Consider the following 21,058-nt stretch of genomic DNA (forward strand, 5'->3'; position numbering starts at 1 on the left):
GTGGACTGTGCGGTCAGGACGCGGCGAGGTACCGGTCGTCGCCGAGGTGCCGGTCGAGCACCGCGGCCAGGGTGGGCACCGCGTCGGGTGCGGTCATCCGGTCGTGTGCGACATCGAGCAGGTGGTTGTGCATCGCGCCGGTGACGTAGGGCCGCCAGCCGGCGAAACCCCCGGCGTGCTGCGGCTTGTCGGCCGTCGCGGTGACGAAGACGAGGTCACCGTCGTAGAGCGGCGGCCGGTAGCCGGCGAGCAGCGACGCCGAACCGTTGTACTCGGCGGTCATCCGGTCGAGGTGGCCGGCCTCGACCGGCGCCCCGGTGTGGGTGCGGATCAGCGCGGCGGCCTCGGCGGCCGTCAGGGCCGGATCGAGGTCGGGCAGCCCCAGGGACGAGCCGAGGGCCGCGACGAGTTCGCCGGCGGTCAGCGGTTCCGGCGCCGCGACGTCGCGGGCGATCAGGTCCGCGTCGAGCAGCGCGAGCAGCGCCACCTCCTCGCCGGCATCGCGCAACCGCGCGGCGACGGCGTGGGCGATGAATCCGCCGAGCGACCAGCCCAGCAGGTGGTACGGGCCGGTGGGCTGGACCGCACGGATCTCGTCGACGTACCGCTCGGCGTACGCGGCGATCGTCGCCGGGGCGCCCTCGCGGCCGTCGAGGTGCGGAGACTGCAGTCCGTACACCGGCCGTCCGGGGGCGAGGTGCGCGGCGAGCCCGGCGTAGCCCCAGGCCAGTCCGGACGCCGGATGCACGCAGAACAGCGGCGCTCCGTCGCCGTCGGTGCGCAGCGGCAGCCGCACCGCGAACGGCGAGTCCGGCTGCCCGCCGGTGTCCTCGGCCTCGATGTGGGCGGCCAGGGCCGCCGGGGTGGGCGCCGAGAACAGCGCGATCACCGGCACGGCGGTCCCGAGTTCGGCGCCGAGCCGATCGCAGGCCCGGGTGGCATCGAGGGAGGTCCCGCCCAGGTCGAAGAACGAGTCGTCGATCCCGACGTGCGCGAGGCCGAGCACCTGCGCGAACACCGCGACCACCGCCTCCTCCGCGGGGGTGCGCGGGGCGCGTCCCGAGCCGGCCGCGAACACCGGCTCCGGCAGCGCCGCCCGGTCCAGCTTGCCGACCGGGGTCAGCGGCAGTTCGTCGAGCACGACGATCGCCGCCGGCACCAGGTGTCCGGGCAGCCGCTGCGCCGTCCGGCGCTGCACCCGGGCCGGGTCGAGGTGATGTCCCGGAGCCGGGAGCACGTAGGAGACGAGCACCTGGGCGCCGGACGGTCCGGGTCGCCCGACGGTGACCGCGAAGTCGACCTCGGGCAGGGCCGTGAGCGCCGCGTCGATCTCGCCGACCTCGACACGCATCCCGCGGACCTTGACCTGGTGGTCACCGCGCCCGAGGTACTCGAGCTCGAGCCCGTGCCCGGTCCGCACCCACCGCACGAGGTCCCCGGTGCGGTACATCCGCTCCCCCGGCTGATCGGGACGAGCGACGAACCGGCCGGCAGTCAGTCCCGCCCGTCCGTGATAGCCCCGCGCCAGCCCGGCCCCGGCCAGGTAGAGCTCGCCCGTCACGCCGGCGGGTACCGGCCGCAGGCGGGCGTCGAGCACCAGCGGCGTCACGCCACGCACGGCCGATCCGATCGTCACCGCCCGGCCCGGCACCAGCGGACCCGCCGTCGCCCAGATGGTGGCCTCCGTCGGTCCGTACAGGTTCAGCATCGTGCGGCCCTCACCGAACCGGTCCACGAGTTCCGGTCCGGTCGCCTCCCCGGCCACGGCCAGCACCTCCACCGAGGCCAGTGCGGCCGGGTCGAGCGTCGACAGCGCGGCGGGGGTGACGACGAGATGACTGACCCGGGCCGCACGGAGCCGGTCGGCGAGTTCGGTGCCGCCCACGACGGTGGGCGGGACGACCACGAGGCGGGCACCGACCGCGAATGCGGCGAGCTGCTCGAACACCGCGGCGTCGAAACTCGGCGACGCGATGTGCGCGATCCGGGCCTGCGGGGTCAGCGCCAGGGTCTCCTGCTGCGCCGCAACGAGGTTGCCCAGTCCGCGGTGGGTGACGGTGACCGCCTTGGGGGTACCGGTCGAACCGGAGGTGTAGATCAGGTAGGCGGGATCGTCGACGTGCACGGCCGTGACCCGCGGCCGCTGCGGGACGAGCGCGAGGCGGGTGTCGGCGGCCGGGCCGTCGAGCACCAGCCACCCGACCGAGGCGGGCAGGCGGTCGTGGTGCTCGGTCACGGTCACCCCCAGGACGGCCCCGGAATCGGCGAGCATGTACTCGATCCGTTCCTGCGGGTGCCGGGGATCGACGGGCACGAACGCCGCGCCCGTTCGAGCGACCGCCCACACCGCGAGCACCGACTCGAACGATCGGGTCAGTGCCAGCGCGACGAGAGTGCCCGGACCGGCACCCCGCGCGGCGAGGGCGTCGGCGAGCAGCGCCGCGCGGGCGTCGAGTTCGCGATAGGTGACCTGCCGGTCGTCGGTGACGACGGCGACGGCGTCGGGTCGCGCCGTCGCCGCGGCGTTCAGCAGTTCCGGCAGGGTCACCGGGGCGACGGACTCCGGGCCCGTGCCGGCCCGCAGTTCGTCGGCCTCCTGCGGGTCGAGCAGGTCGACGTCGCCGATCGTGGCGTGCGGGTTCTCGGCGACCGCCGTCAGCAGCCGGCCGAAGCGGGCGGCGAGGGTGCGGGCGGTGGCGTCGTCGAACAGGTCGGTGGCGTAGCCGAGGGTCACCTCGATTCCGTCGGGTTCGCCGTTCGCGGTCGTGCGTTCGCGCAGGGTGAGGCTCAGGTCGAACGGTGAGGACTCGTGGGCGACGTCCTGCAGTTCGATGCGCAGGCCCGCGACCTCGAGCTCCGGCTGCTCGAAGTTCGCCAGCGCGAGGGAGACCTGGAACAGCGGGTGGTGCGCGGTGGAGCGAGCCGGGCGCACCGCCTCGACCACCTGGTCGAACGGCAGGTCGGCGTGGGCGAAGGCGGCCAGGTCGGCCTCGCGGACCTGCGCCACCAGGTCGGCGAACGTGACCTCGGGGCGCACCGGGGTGCGCAGGACCACCGTGTTGACGAACATGCCGACCAGGTCGTCGAGTTCGGCGGCGCCGCGACCGGCGACCGCGGTGCCCACCGCGATGTCGTCGCCGGCGCCGAGGCGCGAGAGCAGCGCGGCGAGCGCGGCGTGCACGGTCATGAACACGGTGGCGTGTTCGGTGGCGGCGACGGCCCGCAGCCGGGCGTGCACGTCGGCACCGAGCGCGAGATCCACGTCGGCGCTCGCCATGGACTGCACGGGCGGGCGCGGGCGGTCGGTGGGCAGGGTGATCCGGTCCGGAAGCCCGGCGAGGGTGCTCACCCAGAAGTCGCACTGTAGCGCGGCGGTCGACCGCGGATCGGTCTCGTCGCCGAGGATGTCGCGTTGCCACAGCGTGTAGTCGGCGTACTGCACCGCCAGCGGCGCCCAGCCGGGCGCCGCACCCGCGGTGCGCGCGGCGTACGCGGCGATCAGGTCCCGCGCCAGCGGCGCCACCGACACCCCGTCCGCGGCGATGTGGTGCAACACCAGCACCAGCACGTGCTCCTGCACCCCCAGGCGCAGCACCCGGGCCCGCACCGGCAGCTCGACGGTCAGGTCGAAACCGGCACCGGCGAAGTCCGCCACCGCGGCAGGCACGTCGGCAGGTGCCTCGGTGAAGTCGAGCACGTTCCCGGCGTCGACGGCCACCTGGTGCGGGCCGTCCGCATCGGCGGGGAAGACGGTGCGCAAGCTCTCGTGCCGGTCGGTCACGTCCCGCCACGCCGCGACGAACGCCGCGGCGTCGATCGGCCCGGACAGGCGCAACGCGACGGGAATGTTGTACGCCGCGGAGGTCGGGTCGAGCTGGTTGAGCACCCACATGCGCTGCTGCGCCGGCCCGAGGGGCACCCGGGCCGGGCGGGGCCGGGCCGTGAGGGCGATCCTCGGGGCGGGACGCTCGAGCAGGCGCACGGCCAGCGCCGCGGCGGTGGGCGCCTCGAACAGGTCGCGCACCGCCAGGGCGGAGTTCAGGCGGGCGACGACGCGGGTGGCGTCGAGCGAGTTGCCGCCGAGGTCGAAGAACGAGTCGTCGATCCCCACCCGGTCCAGGTCCAGCACCTCGGCGAACGCGGCGACCACGGCCTCCTCCGCCGGGGTGCGCGGGGCCCGCCCCGCGCCGGCGGCGAACACGGGCTCGGGCAGCGCCGCCCGGTCCAGCTTGCCCACCGGCGTCAGCGGCATTTCGTCGAGCACGACGACCGCCGCCGGCACGAGGTGGGCCGGCAGCGACTCGGACATCCGGGCCCGCAGCGCCTCCGTCGTCGGGTCGCATCCAGTCGCCGCGAGTACGTACGACACCAGCACCGGGGAGCCGGCCGGGCCGGGCCGGCCCACCGTCACCGCGCGGTCGACCTCCGGCAGCCCGGTCAGCGCCGCGTCGATCTCCCCCACCTCGATCCGCATTCCGCGGACCTTGACCTGGTGGTCACTGCGGCCGACGTACTCGAGCTCGAGGCGGCCCGCGGCGTGCACCCACCGCACCACGTCCCCGGTGCGGTACATCCGCGCTCCCTGCGGATGCGCCACGAACCGGGCTGCGGTCAGTCCCGGCCGCCCGTGGTAGCCGCGCGCCAGTCCGTCGCCGGCGAGGTACAACTCCCCCGCCACACCCACCGGGACCGGGCGCAGCCGGCCGTCGAGCACCAGGGGCGTCACGCCGCGCACGGCCGATCCGATCGTCACCGGCCGGCCCGCCGTCAGCGCCGTCGACGCGGTGGCCCAGATGGTGGCCTCCGTCGGCCCGTACAGGTTCAGCATCGTCCGTCCCCCGGCGAACCGCTCCACCAGGTCCGAACCGACCGCCTCGCCGGCCACCGCGAGCACCCGGATCGTGGTCGGCTCCGCCGAGTCCAGCGTCGCGAGCACCGAGGGGGTGAGGACCACGTGTGTCACCTGCTCGGCCTCGAGGAGTGCGGCCAGTTCGGTGCCGCCGACGACGCCGGGCGGGACCGACACCAGGCAGCCCCCGGCGCCGAAGGCGGCCAGCTGTTCGAAGACGGCCGCGTCGAAGCTCGGCGAGGCGAAGCCGAGGACCCGCGCGTCCGGCCCGACGTCGAGCGAGTCGGACTGGGCGCGAACGATGTTCGCCAGCCCGCGGTGGGTGACGGTGACGGCCTTCGGGGTGCCGGTCGAGCCGGAGGTGTAGATGAGGTAGGCGGCGTGGTCGGGATGCAGCGGCCGGGTCCGGTCCGCATCGGTCCACGGTGCGGACGAGTCGTCGGCGCATGCGGCCTGCAGCGCCGGGTCGTCGAGCTCGAGCCAGGTGAGCGCGCCGGGCAGCGCGGCCCGGTGCGCAGCCGTGGTCAGTCCGAAGGTGGCGCCGCTGTCGTGGAGCATGTGCGCGATGCGCTCGGCCGGGTACGCCGGGTCGACGGGCACGAAGGCGCCCCCGGCCTTGGCGACCGCCCACACGGCGAGCACCGACTCCGCGGAGCGGGGCAGTGCGAGTGCCACGCGCACGTCCGGACCCACCCCGGCGGCGACGAGCCGGTGCGCGAGCCGGCCGGCGGCATCGTCGAGTTCACGATAGGTCCAGTCGGTGCCGCCGGCCCGCAGCGCCGGGCGCGCGGGGTGTGCGGCGGCGGCGGCCGCGAGCAGCGTGGGCAGCAGCCACGGCCCGATACCCGCCGGGCCGGCCGTGGCGGCCAGTTCGGCGGACTCGGCCGCGTCCAGCAGTGCCACGTCCCCGACGGGGACGGCCGGGTCGGCGGTCACGGTGGCGAGGAAGCGCACGAACCGCGCGGCGAGGGTGCGGGCGGTGGCGTCGTCGAACAGGTCGGTCGCGTAGGTGAGGGTGGCGTCCAGCCCGGCGGGCCGGCCGTCGTCGCCGGTGTGCTCGCGCAGCTCGAGCCCGAGGTCGAACTGCGAGGAGACCCGGGCGATGTCCTCCGGGGCGATCTCGAGCCCGTCGAGGTCGAGGGTCGGCGCCGCGAAGTCGGCCAGCGCGAGGGAGACCTGGAACAGCGGGTGGTGCGCGGTGGAGCGAGCCGGGCGCACCGCTTCGATCACCTGGTCGAACGGCAGGTCGGCGTGGGCGAAGGCGGCCAGGTCGGCCTCGCGGACCTGCGCCACCAGGTCGGCGAACGTGACCTCGGGGCGCACCGGGGTGCGCAGGACCACCGTGTTGACGAACATGCCGACCAGGTCGTCGAGTTCGGCGGCGCCGCGACCGGCGACCGCGGTGCCCACCGCGATGTCGTCGCCGGCGCCGAGGCGCGAGAGCAGCGCGGCGAGCGCGGCGTGCACGGTCATGAACACGGTGGCGTTCGCGGTGCGGGCGAGACGTCGCAGCCCGGCGTGGAGGTCCGCGTCGAGGGTGAAGGCGATGTCGGCGCTCGCGCCGGACTGCACCGCGGGTCCGGGCCGGTCGGTGGGCAGGGTGATCCGGTCCGGGAGGCCGGCCAGCGTGCGGGTCCAGAAGTCCAGTTGCCGGGCGGTGGTCGAGTCGGGGTCGTCGGGCTCGCCGAGCGTCTCGCGTTGCCACAGCGTGTAGTCGGCGTACTGCACCGGCAGCGGCGCCCAGCCGGGTGCCGCACCCGCGGTGCGCGCGGCGTACGCGGCGATCAGGTCCCGCGCCAGCGGCGCCACCGACACCCCGTCCGCGGCGATGTGGTGCAGCACCAGCACCAGCACGTGCTCCTGCACCCCCAGCCGCAGCACCCGGGCCCGCACCGGCAGCTCGGCGGTCAGGTCGAAACCGGCACCGGCGAAGTCCGCCACCGCGCCGCGGACCGCGTCCGCGGGCACGTCGACGACGTCGATGCCGGGGGGCACCGTGTCGACGATCACCTGGTGCGGGCCGTGTGCGTCGGCCGGGAAGACGGTGCGCAGACTCTCGTGCCGGCCGGTGAGGTCGCCGAAGGCGGCGGCGAGGGCGGTGAGGTCGAGCGGTCCGCGCAGGCGCAGCGCCACCGGGATGTTGTAGACGCCGGAGTCGGGGTCGAACTGGTTGAGCACCCACATCCGGTGCTGTGCCGGTCCGAGCGGCAGGCGGGCGGGACGCTCGCGGCGCCCGAGCGCGGCGGCGGCACCGGTGCGGCCCGCGGCGCGGGCGGCGAGCGCCGCCGGGGTGGGGGCCTCGAACAGGTCGCGTACCGCCAGGGCGGTGCCGGCGGTGGCGTTGACGCGGGCGATCACGCGGGTCGCGTCGAGGGAGTTGCCACCCAGGTCGAAGAACGAGTCGTCGGCACCGAGGTCGTCCAGCCCGAGAACCTCGGCGAACGCGGCGGCGGCAGCGGTCTCCACGGGTCCGCGCGGCGCGCGGGCCGGGCGGCGGCTGCGGCCGAAGTCCGGTGCCGGCAGCGCCGTCCGGTCGAGCTTGCCGACCGGGGTGAGCGGAACCTCGTCGAGGACGACGATCGCGGCGGGCACGAGATGGGCGGGGAGCTGGTCGGCGAGCCGGTCCCGCAGCCGGTCCGGGTCGAGGGTGCGCCCCGGCGCGGGTCGCACGTAGGAGACGAGGACGGTCGAGCCGGTGGGTCCGGGGCGTCCGAGCGTGGTCGCGAAGTCGACGTCACCGTCGGTGGTGAGGGCGGTGTCGATCTCGCCGAGCTCGACGCGGATGCCGCGCACCTTGACCTGGAAGTCGGTGCGGCCCAGATATTCCAGGACGAGTCGGCCGTCGTCGTCGCGGGTCCAGCGCACGAGGTCACCGGTGCGGTACATCCGTGCGCCGGGCCGGCGAGGATGCGCGACGAACCGGCTCGCGGTCAGGGGTGCCCGCCCGTGGTAGCCGCGGGCCAGACCGGGGCCGGACAGGTACAGTTCGCCGACCGTGCCGAGGGGCGCCGGCCGGAGCCAGCCGTCGAGGACGACGGTTTCGGTGCCGGGGATGCCGGTGCCGAGCGTGATGGGCGCGTCGGCGGTGAGGTCGGCGACGGTGGCCCAGATGGTGGCCTCGGTCGGCCCGTAGAAGTTGAGCATCGTCCGGCCGGGCGCCCACCGGCGCACCAGGTCGGTGGGGACGGCTTCGCCGGCGACGCCCACCGTCTGCACAGTGGTGGCCGCCGCCGGGTCGAGGGTGGCCAGCACCGCGGGGGTGAGGACGAGGTGGGTGACGGCGGCGGCGGTGAGCCGGGCGGTCAGTTCGTCGCCGCCGACGACGGTCGGCGGCACGACGACGAGCCCGGCGCCGACGGCGAACGCGGCGAGTTGTTCGAAGACGGAGGCGTCGAAGCTCGGTGACGCGACGTGCGCGACGCGGGCCGAGGGGGTCAGTCCGAGCACGGCGATCTGGGCGTCGATCAGGTTGCCCAGGCCGCGGTGGGTGACGGTGACGGCCTTCGGGGTGCCGGTGGAGCCGGAGGTGTAGATGAGGTAGGCCGGGTCGTCGAGCCGGGCCGGCGACGACGCTGCGGGCCCGGTCGCGGCGAGGCGGGCGGGGGTGGCGGGGTCGTCGAGAACCAGCCAGGTCGCCGCGGAACCGGTCAGCCGGTCGCCGTGAGCGGAGACCGTGACGCCCAGCCGGGCGCCGGAGTCGGTGAGCATGTGCTCGATCCGGTCCTGCGGATGGCGCGGATCGACGGGAACGAAGGCGGCACCGGTCTTCGCGACCGCCCACACGGCGAGGAGCGACTCGAACGAGCGGGTGAGCGCCAGCGCGACGGCCGTGCCGGGTCCGGCGCCGTGCGCCGCGAGCAGCCCCGCCAGTGCGTCGGCCCGGTCGTTCAGGTCGCGGTAGGTGATCTCGCCGGCGTCGGCGACGACGGCGACCGCGTCCGGGTGACGGGTTGCGGTACCAGTGAGGATCTCGGCGAGCGTGACGGCCCGGTCCCGACCGGGGGTGAACGGGGCTGCGACACCGGGAGCGCCGAGCGCGGCGATGCGGCGGTCCGGAGTCCGGGCGAGCGCCCCGAGCAGCTGCGCGCATCGCTCGACGAGGTGGCGGGCGGCGACGTCGCCGACCGAGGCGGGGCGGTAGCGCAGGCTCAGCTGCGGCCGGTCGCCCGGCTCCACGATCAGGCTCGCGGGGTACGGGGTGGCTTCGGCGCCGGTGACGCCGAGGACCCGCATTCCGGCGTTGCCGGCCATTGCGGACAGCGCGTCGCGGTCGAGTGGGTAGGACTCGACGACGGCGAGGGTGTCGAACAGTTCGGTGGCGCCGGCCGCCCGGTGGATCTCGGGGAGGCCGAGATGCTGGTGCTCGAGCAGCGCCGCCTGTTCGGCCTGGACGCGGCGCAGCAGTTCGGTGCCGGTGTCGGTGGGCTGCAGGCGCACTCGCACCGGCACGGTGTTGACGAACAGACCCAGCACCGCGTCCACGCCCGGCAGCTCGGGCGGGCGGCCGGAGACGGTGGAGCCGAACACCACGTCGGTGCGGCCGGTGGCCTCGGCCAGGGTCAGCCCCCACGCCGCCTGCACGACGGTGGCGAGGGTGACGTCGTGGGCGCGGGTGACGGCGGCGAGTCCGGCGGCCGTCTCGGCGCTCAGTTCGACGGTGTGGGCGGCGCCGCCGGTGTCGGCCGCGTCGGCGTGCGGGGCGAGGAGGGTGGGGGCGTCGATGCCGTCCAGGGCCCGGGCCCACGCGGACCGTGCGGCGCCGGCGTCCCGGCCGGCGAGCCAGGCCAGGTGGTCGCGGAACGACGGCGCCGGGCCGGGTACCGCCGCGCCCGCGGCGTAGGCGGTGAGCAGTTCGGCGACGAGCAGCGGGGTGGACCAGCCGTCGAGGACGAGGTGGTGGTTGGTCAGCAGCAGCCGGTACCGGTCGTCGGCGATGCGGATCAGATGGATGCGCAGCAGCGGCGCGGCGGCGAGGTCGAACCGGTCGGCGCGGTCCGCCTCGAGGATACGCGCCAGTTCGCCGTCGGTGTCGGCGCGGCCGCGCAGGTCGGTTTCCCGCCAGGGCAGCACGGCGGTGTGCCGCACGAGCTGGACCGGGCCGGCGGCGGTGTCACGGAAGGCGGCGCGCAGGCTGTCGTGCCGGTCGACCACGGACTGGGCAGCGGCGCGCAGCCGGGCGGCGTCGACGGTGCCGGCGAGGTCGAGCACGGTCTGCACGGTGTAGTCGTCGGGGGCGTCCGCGGCGGCGTAGCCGGTGTGGAACAGCAGCCCGGCCTGCAGGGGCGACAGTGGCCACACGTCGGCCAGGCCTCCCCGCTCGTGCTCCCATTCGTCGATCCGGTCCTGGTCGACGGCGACGAGCGGGAAGTCGGAGGGACTGTGCCCGCCGGCGGCCGGGTCGGCGACGTGCCAGGCGAGCGCGGCGAGCGCAGCCACCCACAGCTGTGCGAACTCGTCGACGGCGTCCTCGTCGAGCAGGCCGCTCGCGTAGGTGAAGGTGCCGACGAGACCTTCGCCGTCGACGGCGGCGTCGATGTCGAGCACCGCGGGCAGCGGCATGCGTGGTTCGCGGGTCGCGGCGGTGCCGAGCGGCAGCCACGGCCCGTCGACCGTGGTGTCGATGCGGCCGAGGAAGTTGAACGCGATCTGCGGTGCCGGATGCGCGGGCAGGAGCCCGGCGACGTACCGGAGCAGGCCGTAGCCGATGCCGTGGTCGGGGACGGTGGCGAGCCGTTCCTTGACCGATCGGATCGCCGCGCCCGCGGCGGCACCGCCACCGAAGGCGTCGTCGACGTCGATCTCGGTCAGGTCCACGTCCAGCGGGTGCACGGTGGTGAACCATCCGACGGTGCGGGACAGGTCGGCACCGGGCACCGCCGCCTCCTCCCGGCCGTGGCCCTCGACACCGACGAGCGTCGCGGGGACGGTGCGGCCACGGTTGCGGCGCCACCGGTCGGCGGCCAGACCGAGCGCGGCGAGCAGCGCCTCGACGGGGCCGCAGTGGAAACGCTGGGGCACGGCGGTCAGGACGGCGTCGGTGACCTCGGCGGGCACGCGCACGCGCAGCTGCGCGGAGGTGGCGACGGTGTCGCGCGCCGGGTCGAAGGGCCGCTCCCCCAGCGCCGGATCGGGCGTGGCGAGAATCCGCTCCCACAGCGGCAATTCGTCGCTGCGATCGGCCTCGGTCAGGCCGTGCGCCCACCGGCGCAGCGACGTGCCGACCGGGGCGAGGGCGGACGCGGCACCGCCGCTGGTGTAGGCGGCGGCGAGGTCGGGCAGCAGGATGCGCCAGGACACCGCGTCCACGGCGAGGTGGTGGACGACGGCCACGAGCAGGTCGTCGCGGCCGTCGGGCGAGGCCAGCCACGCGAACTGGGCGACGATCCCGGCGGCCGGGTCGAGCCGGTCCGCCGCGGCCTCCAGCACGGCCTCGGCGGCGCGGCGTGGCGCGTCGACGGGGGTGCGGTGCAGCACCGCCTCGGCGGTGACCGCGCCGGCCGGGAGCACCTCGAGCGTGCGGGCCGCGGTCAGCCGCATCCGCAGCGCGTCGTGCCGATCGAGCAGCGCCTGCACGGCCCCGGCCAGGTGCGCGGCGTCGGGGTGCTCGGGCAGCCGGATCAGCACGGCCTGCCCGTACCGGTCGACGGGCTCGCCGCCGGCCAGCAGTTCGGCGACGATCGGGGTGGTCTCGACCGGGCCGGTGCCGCCCCCGGGGAGTTCGGCGAGGGCCGTCGCGGCGCCGGTGTCCGCCACCGCGACGGCGGCCAGGGCGGCGACGGTGCGACGTTCGAAGACGTCGCGGGCGGTGAAGCGCAGTCCGGCGGCGCGGGCGCGGGAGACCAGGGTGATCGCGACGATGCTGTCGCCGCCGAGGGCGAAGAAGCTGTCGTCGGCGGAAACCCGCTCCACCCCGAGCACCTGGGCGAACAGCGCGCCGATCAGTTCCTCGCGTGCGCCCTCGGGGGCGCGGCCGCCGGCGGTCGCGGGGGCGCCGAAGTCGGGGGCGGGCAAGGCGGCCCGGTCGATCTTGCCGACGGGGGTGAGCGGCAGCTCGGGCAGCACGGTGACCACCGCGGGCACGAGGTAGGCGGGCAGGGTGTCGGCGAGTGCGGCGCGCAGGGCGTCACCGTCGACGGGGGTGCCGGGACGTCCGACGACGTAGGCAGCGAGGACGGTTGCGCCGGCGGGCGTGGAGGTGCCGACGGTGACGGCCCGGGCCACGGTCTCGTGCCGCAGCAGCGCGGCATCGACCTCGCCGAGTTCGACGCGGAATCCACGGATCTTGACCTGGTGGTCGGTGCGGCCGGCGAACTCGAGCACGGCGGTTGCGCCGCCGGTGTGTCCTTCGGGTTCCCCTGGCAGCCCAAGGGACACACCGCGCCAGCGGACCAGGTCGCCGGTGCGGTACATGCGTTCGCCGGGCGCGGACGGGTCGGCCACGAAGCGGGCCGCGGTCAGGTCGGGGCGGCCGAGGTAGCCGCGCGCGACACCCGGCCCGGCCAGGTACAGCTCGCCGGTCACCCCCACCGGCACGGGCTGCAGCCACCGGTCGAGGACCAGGGCACGCATGCCACGGATCGGTGCTCCGACGTCGACGCCGGCGCCCCGACGGTGCGGGGCGGCGAACGTGGCGGTGACCGTGGCCTCGGTGGGGCCGTAGGCGTTGAGGAACTTCCGCCCCCGGGACCAGCGGTCGGCCAGGTCGGGCGGGCAGGCGTCACCACCGACCACGACCGTGCCGATCTCGGGGTGGGCGTCGGGGTCGAGGGTCGCGAGCACGGCCGGGGTCGCGTCGAGGTGGGTGACTCGTCCGGCGTGCAGCACCTCGGCGAGCTCGGTACCGCCGTAGGCCTGCGGCGGTACCACCACCAGGGTGGCGCCGGCCGTGAAGGTCGACAGCAGCTCCTCGATCGAGGAGTCGAAGGCCGGTGAGTACAGGTGGGTGGCGCGCGAGCCGGGGGTGAGGGCGAGCCGCGTGCGGGTGTCGTCGGCGAGGTTCGCCAGGCCGGCGTGGGTGACGACGACGCCCTTGGGGGTGCCGGTGGACCCGGAGGTGTAGACGATGTAGGCGGCGTGCTCGGGTCGGATCCTCCGGTCGGTGACCGGCGCGGCGTCCGTGGCCGCGATCGCCGCGACGGTCCCGGGGTCGTCCAGCACGATCCAGTCGGTGTCGTCGGGCAGGCCGTCGCGGTGCGCGGCGACGGTCAGGCCGATGCGGGCGCCGCTGTCGCGCAGGACGTGTTCGAGCCGGGCGCGAGGGTGGCCGGGGTCGACGGGCACGAACGCGGCCCCGGTCTTGGCAACCGCCCACACGGACTGCACCGAGTCGAGCGAGCGCGCCAGCGCCAGCGCGACGGTGGTCTCCGGGCCGGCGCCGCGGGTCAGCAGCAGCCGGGCGAGCCGGTCGGTGGCGCTGTCCAGTTCGGAGTAGGTCACGGTGCGGGGACCGTCGATCACGGCGACGGCACCGGGGTCGAGGGCCGCCCCCGCGGTGAGCAGGTCGGCGAGGGTGCGGGCGGGCACCGGGTCGGCGCCACGGGCCGGGACGAGAGCCGCGCGCTCGTCCTCGTCGAGCAGGTCCAGGTCGGTGAGCCGCCGGTCCGGGGCGGCGGTGGCGAACCGGTGCAGGAACGCGAGGAACCGACGGTGGTGCGCGGCGAGCTCGTCCCGGGTGTACAGGTTCGGGTTGGCCTGGAAGTCGAGGTGCGTGCTGTGCCCGCCCGGGTAGAGGTTGACGAAGAGGTCCTCGATGAGCCCGGAGGTGAGCACGTGCACCCGGCCGGTGAGCGCGCCGAGCCGGACCTGGTGGTCGAACAGCATGAGGTTGACCGACGGGCCGAACCCGGCGGCGTGGTCGCCGGTGAGACCGAGGTCGCGGGCGATGTCCTCCTGCCGGTACCGCTGGCGGCGCAGCGCCCCGGTCAGCTCGAGTTCCGCTGCGGCGATGACGGAGGCGACGGTGGCGGCGTCGGTCCGCAACCGCAGCGGCACGACGTTGGCGAGCATGCCGCCGGAGCGGCGCAGCACGGCGGTGGTGCGGGCCGAGACGGGCAGGCTGAGCATCACCTCGTCGTGGCCGGTCATCCGGGCGAGGTAGGTGCCGAACGCGGCGACCACGAGCGGGGCGAGGCTCGACCCGCGCCGGGTCGCGGCATCGCGCAGGGCCTGCTCGGTGTCGGGGGGAAGTTCCGCGCCGACCAGCAGCGGATGCGCGTCGGCGGGGGCGGCCCGGCCGGCCAGCGACACGGGATCACCCAGGCCGGCCAGGTGTTCGGTCCAGTACGCGCGGTCGGTCTCGAACCGCGGGGAACGGCGGTAGGCCTCGTCCTCGGCGACGATGTCGGGCAGCGCCGCGGTGCGCGGGGCGTGCACCTCGGTTCCGGTGACGGTGGCGGTGTAGCGCTCGGCGGTGCGCGCGACGAGGGTCATCGCTCCGACGCCGTCGAGGGCGATGTGGTGGATCCGGGCGTACCAGAACCAGCGGTTGTCGGCGACGCGCAGCACGGCGGTGACGGCGAGCCGGTCGCTGCACATGTCGACCGGCGCGGTGTAGTCGCGCTCCATCCAGTCGCGGGCCGCGGCGACGGGATCGGCTTCGCCGCGCAGGTCGACCACCGTCAGGCGCTCTCCGGTGTGCACGACGGTCTGGAACGGGTGACCGTCCTCTTCGAGGATGCGCAGGAAACCGGTGCCGAACTCGCGTCCGACCGCACGAGCGGACGTCTCGAGGGCGTCGAGGTCGAGGTCCCCGGTGATGTCGACGTACTGGGCGATGTTGACGGGCGTGTCGCCGGCCAGGTGCTGGGCGAACCAGATACCGCGCTGGGCTGCCGAGAGCGGGAACGCGCCGGCGGGTTGCTGGGCACCGAAATGTGCTTGGGCGACCGGGCTTTCGTGCAACACGGGGGTACTCCTGACGACCGGTGGACTGTGCTGCTTCCACGGTCGTCCGAAGCCCCCCGTGCAGATACCGACCCCAGCGGTGGGGGTGGCACCCGCAGGGGTGGTCGAGAATCACCCTCGGGTGCGAGAACTTCTCAGCCTGTCCAGCCCGCGGTCGGGTCTCGCCGCCACAACAGGTCGTGGATGGCTTCGACGGCGTCCCCGGCGGAGGTGACGGCGAGCACCCCGGCGGCGGGCAGCGGCCACCCCCCGATCGAGATCACCGGGACCCCGGTCCGGACGGCGAGCGCGATCTCGCTGAGCGTGCCCCAGCTGCCGCCCACCGCGACCAGCGCCTCGCAGGTGCGGACCAGCAGGGCGTTGCGCATCTCGCCGAGCCCGGTCGGGATCGACACGGTCAGGTACGGGTTGGCTTCCGCGCGGTCGTCGCCGGGCAGCAGGCCGAGGGTGGTGCCGCCGGCCTCGGCGGCCCCACGCGAGGCCGCGGCCATCACCCCGCCCAGTCCCCCGGTCACGACGACGGCGCGCCGCGCCGCGAGCAGCCCGCCGACCTGACGGGCGATCCGGCGTTGTTCGGCCGTGGCTTCCGCGGGCCCGACCACGCCGACATACCGCTGCGCATCCATGCCGAGATTGTCCACCACCCAGGGTGCAGAAGTGGCCCCCTGAGGTGAAATCCCCCACCACCGGGGCTGCTCGCGCCGGCACCGGCGTCCCGCGGATCCTTGTCCGCATGTCCACCCTCCGCACCGAGCGTCTCGTGCGCCGCCACACGGTGATCGCCGACGACGGCGTGCCGCTCGCGGTCCACGAGCTCGGCGCGGCCGGCGCGCCGCTCACCGCCGTGTTCGTCCACGGACACTGCGGCCGCACGGAAACCTGGACCCCGCTTCGGGATTCGTTGATCCGGCGATACGGGGCCACGCTGCGGATGGTGTTCTTCGACCACCGTGGGCACGGCGCGTCCGGCACCGCCGGGCCGGAGACGTACACCGTCGAGCAGCTCGGGCGTGATCTCGCGGCGGTGCTGCGCGCGGTCTCTGCCGGCCCGGTGGTGCTGGTCGGCCACTCGATGGGCGGCATGACGATCCTGTCCTACGCCCGTCAGCATCCGCACGAGATCGGCACCCGCGTCGCCGGGGTCTGCCTGATCGGCACCGCCGCCGGTGATCTCGGACGGTCGGGGCTCGGACGCTACCTCGACAGTCCCGCGGTCGCGTTGTTCCACCGGGCGGTGCGGCACGCGCCCGGCGCCGTGCAGCGCGCGCTGCACCTGGGCGGACGGGCGGTGCGGCCGCTGCGGCGGACGTCGCAGCGCCGCGCCTCCGGCTCCCGGTGGGCGGCTCTGCTGGCGGTGCTCGCGAACGACACACCGGTGGTGACGATGGCGGCGTTCCTGCGATCGTTCGCGGTGCTCGACGAGTCCGCCGCGTTGGCGGTGCTCGCCGCGGTCCCCGCGGTCGTGCTGTGCGGCTCGGCAGACGAGTGGACCCCGTTCGAGCTGTCGGCGGGTCTGGCGGAGCGGCTGCCGCGCGCCGAGCTGGTGCGGGTCGACGGCGCGGGGCATTCGGTGATCACCGACCGGCCCGCGGAGGTCGCGCAGGCACTCGGTGGGTTGCTGCAGCGGGTCGGGTGAGCCGACGCTCAGAGGTCGCGTTCGGTGATGACGCCGCTGTGCAGTGCGAGCTCGGCGAGCCGGACCCGCTTCTGGTTCTGGGGCAGGTCCTCGACGCCGAACTTCGCGAACAGCGCCCGCAGGTGTGTCTTCACTGCGTCGACGCTCAGGAACAGTTCGGAGGCGATGTCCTGGTTGGATGCCGGGGTGGCGAAGGCGGCGCCGTGCTTGTACGGCCGGCACAGCGCGACCAGGATGCCGCGTTGTGTCTGCGTGAGCGATCGCACCGTCGGCAGCTCCGACGCGACACGGGTCGCCTCGTCCGGCCCCGCGCCGATCTCCTGGAAGGTCAGGCGGATCGAGCCGATCCGGATGCTGTCGCCCTCCCGCAGGCGCCGGCGGCCCGCGATGCGTTCCCCGTTGAGGAACGTGCCGTTGCGGGAGAGCCCGTCGTCGAGGATGGTCCAGTGGGTGCCGATCCACTCCACGACGGCGTGCAGGCGGGAGACCTCGTTGTCGCCGGTGAAGGCCACATCCGACGTCGGGGCACGGCCGATGGTGACGCGCGGCGAGCCCGGCGACAGCTCGAATCGATGCTGCCGCCCCTGCTTGTCGACGTATGTCAGACGCGATTCGGTGACGACGCTCATCACAACCTCCGGGGGCGGACTCAATCCTGCCCGCAGGTCGCAATGTCGGCAAGAGGGTCGCGCCCCAACCGCAGCAGCGTCGCGGCCAGCGCCGCGCCGTCCCGGCCCAGGACCGCGGTGAACCGTGTGAGCACCGCCATCTCGCGCCGCCCGTGCACCGACACCGTTCCGTGTCCGGCGCGGCGCAGTCGGCCGGCGTGGTGGGCAAGCCCGGTCCGGTACCGGATCGCGGCGACGATCTCGGCATCGACCCGGTCGATCTCGTCGAACACGCGATCCGGGTCGGTGTGGCTCGTGGTGAACCTCTCCGAGGTTGCGGTCACGGGGCCTCCATGGCGTTGTGGGTCGGTGGTCTCATCGTGACCGGGGATCACCGTGCGCCCCAAGGAACCCTGGGGTGGGGATCGCCCCACCCTCAGCCGAGGAGAAGCGTCACGGCCACGAAGTAGATGACGATCGAGAGCAGGTCCTGGATCACCGTGGCGAGCGGGCCGGACCCGAAAGCCGGGTCCTTGCCCAGCCGTTGCAGCGCCCACGGCAGCACCATCGCCACAGTCGTCGCGATGGTGCTCGCGGCCAGCACGGCCGACGCGACGGCGACCGCGAGATCCCGGTTCCCCGTCATGAGCAGCACGGCCGGCAGCATGGTCGCCCCGAGCAGCGCCCCCACCGACAGTCCGGTCAGCACCTCGCGGCGCACGATCCGGCGGATCCCCACCCCCACCGAGAACCCGCGGATGACCAGTGCCTCGGTCTGCGTCCCGACCGCGTCCGCCAGATACACGATTCCCGGCACGAAGTACGCGACGGCGAGGTCGGCGTCGAGTTCGGCCTCGAACACCTGCATCAGGCGGGCCGAGACCATGGCTCCGATCAGACCGACGACGAGCCACGGCAGCCGGTGCCAGAGCCGACGACGGATTCCCTCGACGCTCGAGGCGCGCGCCGCGTCCACCGAGTGCACGAAGCCGCCGAGCCGGGCCATGTCCTGATCGTGCTCGTGCAGCAGCACGGCGAGCAGTTGCTGCGGCGCGATGAGGCCGCGGAACCGGCCGTGGCCGTCCACGACGGCCAGGCCCGGTTCGCCGTGCTGCACCGCCTTCCATGCGGCGCGTTCCTGCGCGGTATCCGGGTACACCACCGGCGGATCCGGATCCATCAGGTCGTTCATCCGGGCGGTGCCGGGGGCCGCCAGCAGCCGTTCGATCGTGACGAGACCGGCGAGCGTCTCACCGATGAGCACGGCGACGACGGCGGCGCTGTCGAAGCTGTGTTCTCGCATCCGGTCGAGCACGTCGGCGGCGGTGTCGTGCGGCCGGGCCACCGGGACGGCCGCGAAGCTGTGACTCAGCGCGGTGCCGGGGCTGCCCTGCCCCCGCGAAGGTGTGGCGGCAGGTTCGACCATGGTTCACCGTTCCTCCGACCGCGCGCGTCCCGGGTGTCGATCGTGCCACGACCGTCCGGTTCCCGGCGACGGCGATAATGTGCCGGTGACTCGACGCGCGCGCTACCCCCGGCCCGGATCGTCCGCCCCGTGTCCGTGCGGTCGGGGTCTTCCGTTCGGCGAATGCTGCGGACCGTTCCTCGCGGGCGGGGACGCGCCGACGCCCGAGCAGCTGATGCGGTCGCGGTACACCGCCTTCGTGGTCGGTGACGACGGCTATCTGCGTCGCACGTGGCACCCCGGCACCCGCCCGGCGCGACTGGATCTCGATCCGGCGCAGCGGTGGACCGGGCTCGAGGTGCTGCACACGAGCGGCGGGTTCCTGCACTCGGAGGGGACGGTCGAGTTCCGTGCCCACTACTGCTTCGGCGGTCACGAGGACGTGCTGCACGAGCACAGTCGGTTCGTCCGCGAGGGCGGCCGCTGGTACTACGTCGAGGCGCTCGGACGACCCTGACGAGTCCGACCGTTCGGTGTCTCAGTCGAAGAGGGCGAACGCGCGTGCCACGAAGAACGCCGCCACGCCGAGCACGATCAGCGCGATGAGCACGATCGCGAAGACGGGCATCACCCGGCTCGGGTTGGGTTGGGGATGCGACAGGCCGGAGGTCTGTCCGGCGTCGGGTGGGGTGTCTCCGGGCTGCACGCCCCCGCCGGCGTCGAGGCCGGGCGCATCTTCGGGTCGGGGTCCGGGGTCCTGGGTGCTCAAGTGCGCTCCTGGTGTCTGCAGTACGGAAACAGGGCCGAGCGCGGCGTCTCGGCCCCGACCGCATACCCGGTTTCCGGCGGTGCAATCCTCACTCGTCACCGTTCAGCCGAACGGCCCGGGCAGGTGACGGGAGAACCAGACGGCCTCGCCGAGCGGCTCCGTCGCCGCGTCGAGGTGCCCGCTCACGTCGGTGAGAGCGTCGACGAGGCCGGTCACCGCGATCTCGTCGGCAAGCGGCAGGGACTCCCGGTCGAGTGCCTCGGCGGCCTCCACGATCGCGGCGATCTCGCGGGCCAGGTCGAACAACTTGTCGCGAACTGCACCGACCCGGGACGCGAAACTTGCGTGGCTCATGGGGATCCTCTCGGGCGACGTCGTGGGAGCGCGGTCCCCGTCGCCGTCACGGCGACGTATGTCACCGTCCGCCCCCGGGCGGGGCGCGGACGGTGATGTCCTGTCTCAGCTCAACCAGCCGAACAGGTCGCGGAACAGATGCATGAACCAGTTGAACTCAGGTCGGAAGTTCCACATGATCGACTCCCTCCTTTCCGATCTCGACGTCCCGACCCACTGTCTCGGATATCCGGCGGAATATGATGTGAAACACACCCGCACGCCCACAGCCCGAAAATCCTCATGGTTGCGCCGGACCGACGGCCCCGAGGACGGGCAGCGGCTGGGCGTGGGCGCTCGCGACGCCCCGAGGCGCCGGCCCCGCGATCCGGGTCATCGCGATCTGCGCCAGGCCTGGTCCCCCGTGGCGAGAAGGGGCGGACCGCACGAGGTGGACCGCGGTCCCTGGTCGGACCGCGCGCGGTCTCGCGCCGGTCCACGCTCGTCGCCATCCCTTCCGGATGCGGTCTATGTTCCGCACAGCCGGCTTCTTTTTCGAGCTCCTGCCGGGATGCGCCCGCGTCGGGAGGGCGCCTTGTATCGGCGCGCGCTTCGGACATGAAGAATCGAGTGGGTATCGTTCGGTAAATTGTACTGTTCCGTCGGGCGTGGAATACGCGTGTCAGTGACGGTGCCGGAGACGCGGGCTGCGGCACCGTCCCGGCCGCCGCAGCGCGCGGGCTCAGCTCCGCTCCGCCGTAGCGAAATGCTTCTCGAGGTGCTCGGCGACCGCCTCCGGCTGTTCGAGCGCCACGGAGTGCCCTGCGGCGTCGACCGTGACGTGCCGGCCGCCCGCGGCGTCGGCGATGTTCACCGACGAGATCGGCGGCGGGTACGCGTGGTCCTCGCTCCCGGCGACGGCCAGGACCGGCACGCGGCACCCGGCCAGCTCCTCGACGATCCGCCCGCGATGGATGACGCCGTGGGCGGCGTCGCCGATGCGGGGTTCGAGCCGGGCGATCGCGGCGCGCCAGGTGCTCGTCATCGAACTCTCCTGCGCGAGGCTCGAATCGCCGAACATGATGTACATGACCGTGTCGACGACGTCGGCCGTGCCGTGCTCGGTGAGATGGTCGACCAGCGGAGCGAACTCGGCGAGCTTGTATTCCTCCTCCGCCGACGAACCGAGTGCGGCGGCCGTGCGGAGCAGTTCGGGGCGGCGCGCGGCGAGCCGCAGCGCGACGAACCCGCCGAGCGAATTGCCGACGACGTGACACGGGGCCAGATCGAGATGCTCGATCAGGGCCGCGGCGTCCTCGGCGAGGACGTCGACCGCGAGTTCCTCCCGCGGTGCCGGGGCGCTCTCGCCCTGCCCGCGATGGTCGTAGGCGACGACCCGGTACCCGTCGGCGGTGAACTTCTCCGCGAGCGTGTCGAACATCGTGTGATCGAAGAAGAGCGAATGGCTGAACACGATCGGCACCCCCTCGCGCGGACCGGCGTCGACGTAGGCGAGTTCCGTCCCGTTGACCTTTGCTCGCTGCATGAGAAACCT

General features: G+C 74.2%; 10 protein-coding genes. 2 read left to right on the forward strand and 8 right to left on the reverse strand.

Annotated elements, in window-relative coordinates; genetic code table 11:
- Window positions 1-13: 13 nt before the first annotated feature.
- Both ACM26Y_RS14345 and ACM26Y_RS14350 read right to left on the reverse strand, forming a co-directional pair.
- Window positions 14-14,752: an amino acid adenylation domain-containing protein gene (locus tag ACM26Y_RS14345; protein ID WP_416061232.1), complete on the reverse strand. Its 14,739-nt coding sequence runs from the start codon at window positions 14,750-14,752 to the stop codon at window positions 14-16.
- 134 nt (window positions 14,753-14,886) lie between these two features.
- Window positions 14,887-15,378: a TIGR00725 family protein gene (locus ACM26Y_RS14350; RefSeq protein ID WP_289380562.1), complete on the reverse strand. Its 492-nt coding sequence runs from the start codon at window positions 15,376-15,378 to the stop codon at window positions 14,887-14,889.
- A 107-nt stretch (window positions 15,379-15,485) separates the two neighbouring features.
- On the opposite strand from ACM26Y_RS14350, the gene ACM26Y_RS14355 reads away from it, so the two are divergent.
- Entirely contained in the window at window positions 15,486-16,388 is a 903-nt protein-coding gene (locus ACM26Y_RS14355; RefSeq protein WP_416061233.1) for an alpha/beta fold hydrolase, read from the forward strand.
- 8 nt (window positions 16,389-16,396) lie between these two features.
- Here ACM26Y_RS14355 and ACM26Y_RS14360 read toward each other — a convergent pair whose 3' ends face one another.
- The 3 genes from ACM26Y_RS14360 to ACM26Y_RS14370 form a co-directional block, all read right to left on the reverse strand.
- Window positions 16,397-17,017, reverse strand: a complete 621-nt coding sequence (locus tag ACM26Y_RS14360) for an FHA domain-containing protein (RefSeq protein ID WP_040783537.1) — start codon at window positions 17,015-17,017, stop codon at window positions 16,397-16,399.
- A 20-nt stretch (window positions 17,018-17,037) separates the two neighbouring features.
- The gene (locus ACM26Y_RS14365) at window positions 17,038-17,340 is read right to left on the reverse strand and encodes a chorismate mutase (RefSeq protein ID WP_003938250.1); all 303 of its coding nucleotides are present in this window, start codon (window positions 17,338-17,340) and stop codon (window positions 17,038-17,040) included.
- Between the two features lie 92 nt (window positions 17,341-17,432).
- Window positions 17,433-18,422 carry a magnesium transporter gene (locus tag ACM26Y_RS14370; RefSeq protein ID WP_416061234.1) on the reverse strand — a complete coding sequence of 330 codons (990 nt, stop codon included), beginning with the start codon at window positions 18,420-18,422 and terminating at the stop codon, window positions 17,433-17,435.
- A gap of 85 nt (window positions 18,423-18,507) precedes the next feature.
- Between ACM26Y_RS14370 and ACM26Y_RS14375 the strand changes: the two genes are divergently transcribed.
- Window positions 18,508-18,918: a YchJ family protein gene (locus tag ACM26Y_RS14375; protein ID WP_081005337.1), complete on the forward strand. Its 411-nt coding sequence runs from the start codon at window positions 18,508-18,510 to the stop codon at window positions 18,916-18,918.
- Between the two features lie 21 nt (window positions 18,919-18,939).
- On the opposite strand, the gene ACM26Y_RS14380 is transcribed toward ACM26Y_RS14375, so the two are convergent.
- From ACM26Y_RS14380 to ACM26Y_RS14390, 3 genes are all read right to left on the reverse strand, one after another.
- Window positions 18,940-19,170, reverse strand: coding sequence for a DUF6480 family protein (locus ACM26Y_RS14380; protein ID WP_003938247.1), 231 nt, complete (start codon window positions 19,168-19,170; stop codon window positions 18,940-18,942).
- Window positions 19,171-19,272: 102 nt separating this feature from the next.
- Window positions 19,273-19,524, reverse strand: coding sequence for a hypothetical protein (locus tag ACM26Y_RS14385; RefSeq protein WP_054374662.1), 252 nt, complete (start codon window positions 19,522-19,524; stop codon window positions 19,273-19,275).
- A gap of 721 nt (window positions 19,525-20,245) precedes the next feature.
- A complete protein-coding gene (locus ACM26Y_RS14390; RefSeq protein WP_416061235.1) occupies window positions 20,246-21,049 on the reverse strand; it encodes an alpha/beta fold hydrolase in 804 nt (267 codons plus the stop codon).
- Window positions 21,050-21,058: the final 9 nt, after the last annotated feature.

Source organism: Rhodococcus indonesiensis (assembly GCF_047782815.1).
In the GTDB taxonomy this organism is placed as follows: Bacteria; Actinomycetota; Actinomycetes; order Mycobacteriales; family Mycobacteriaceae; genus Rhodococcus; species Rhodococcus indonesiensis.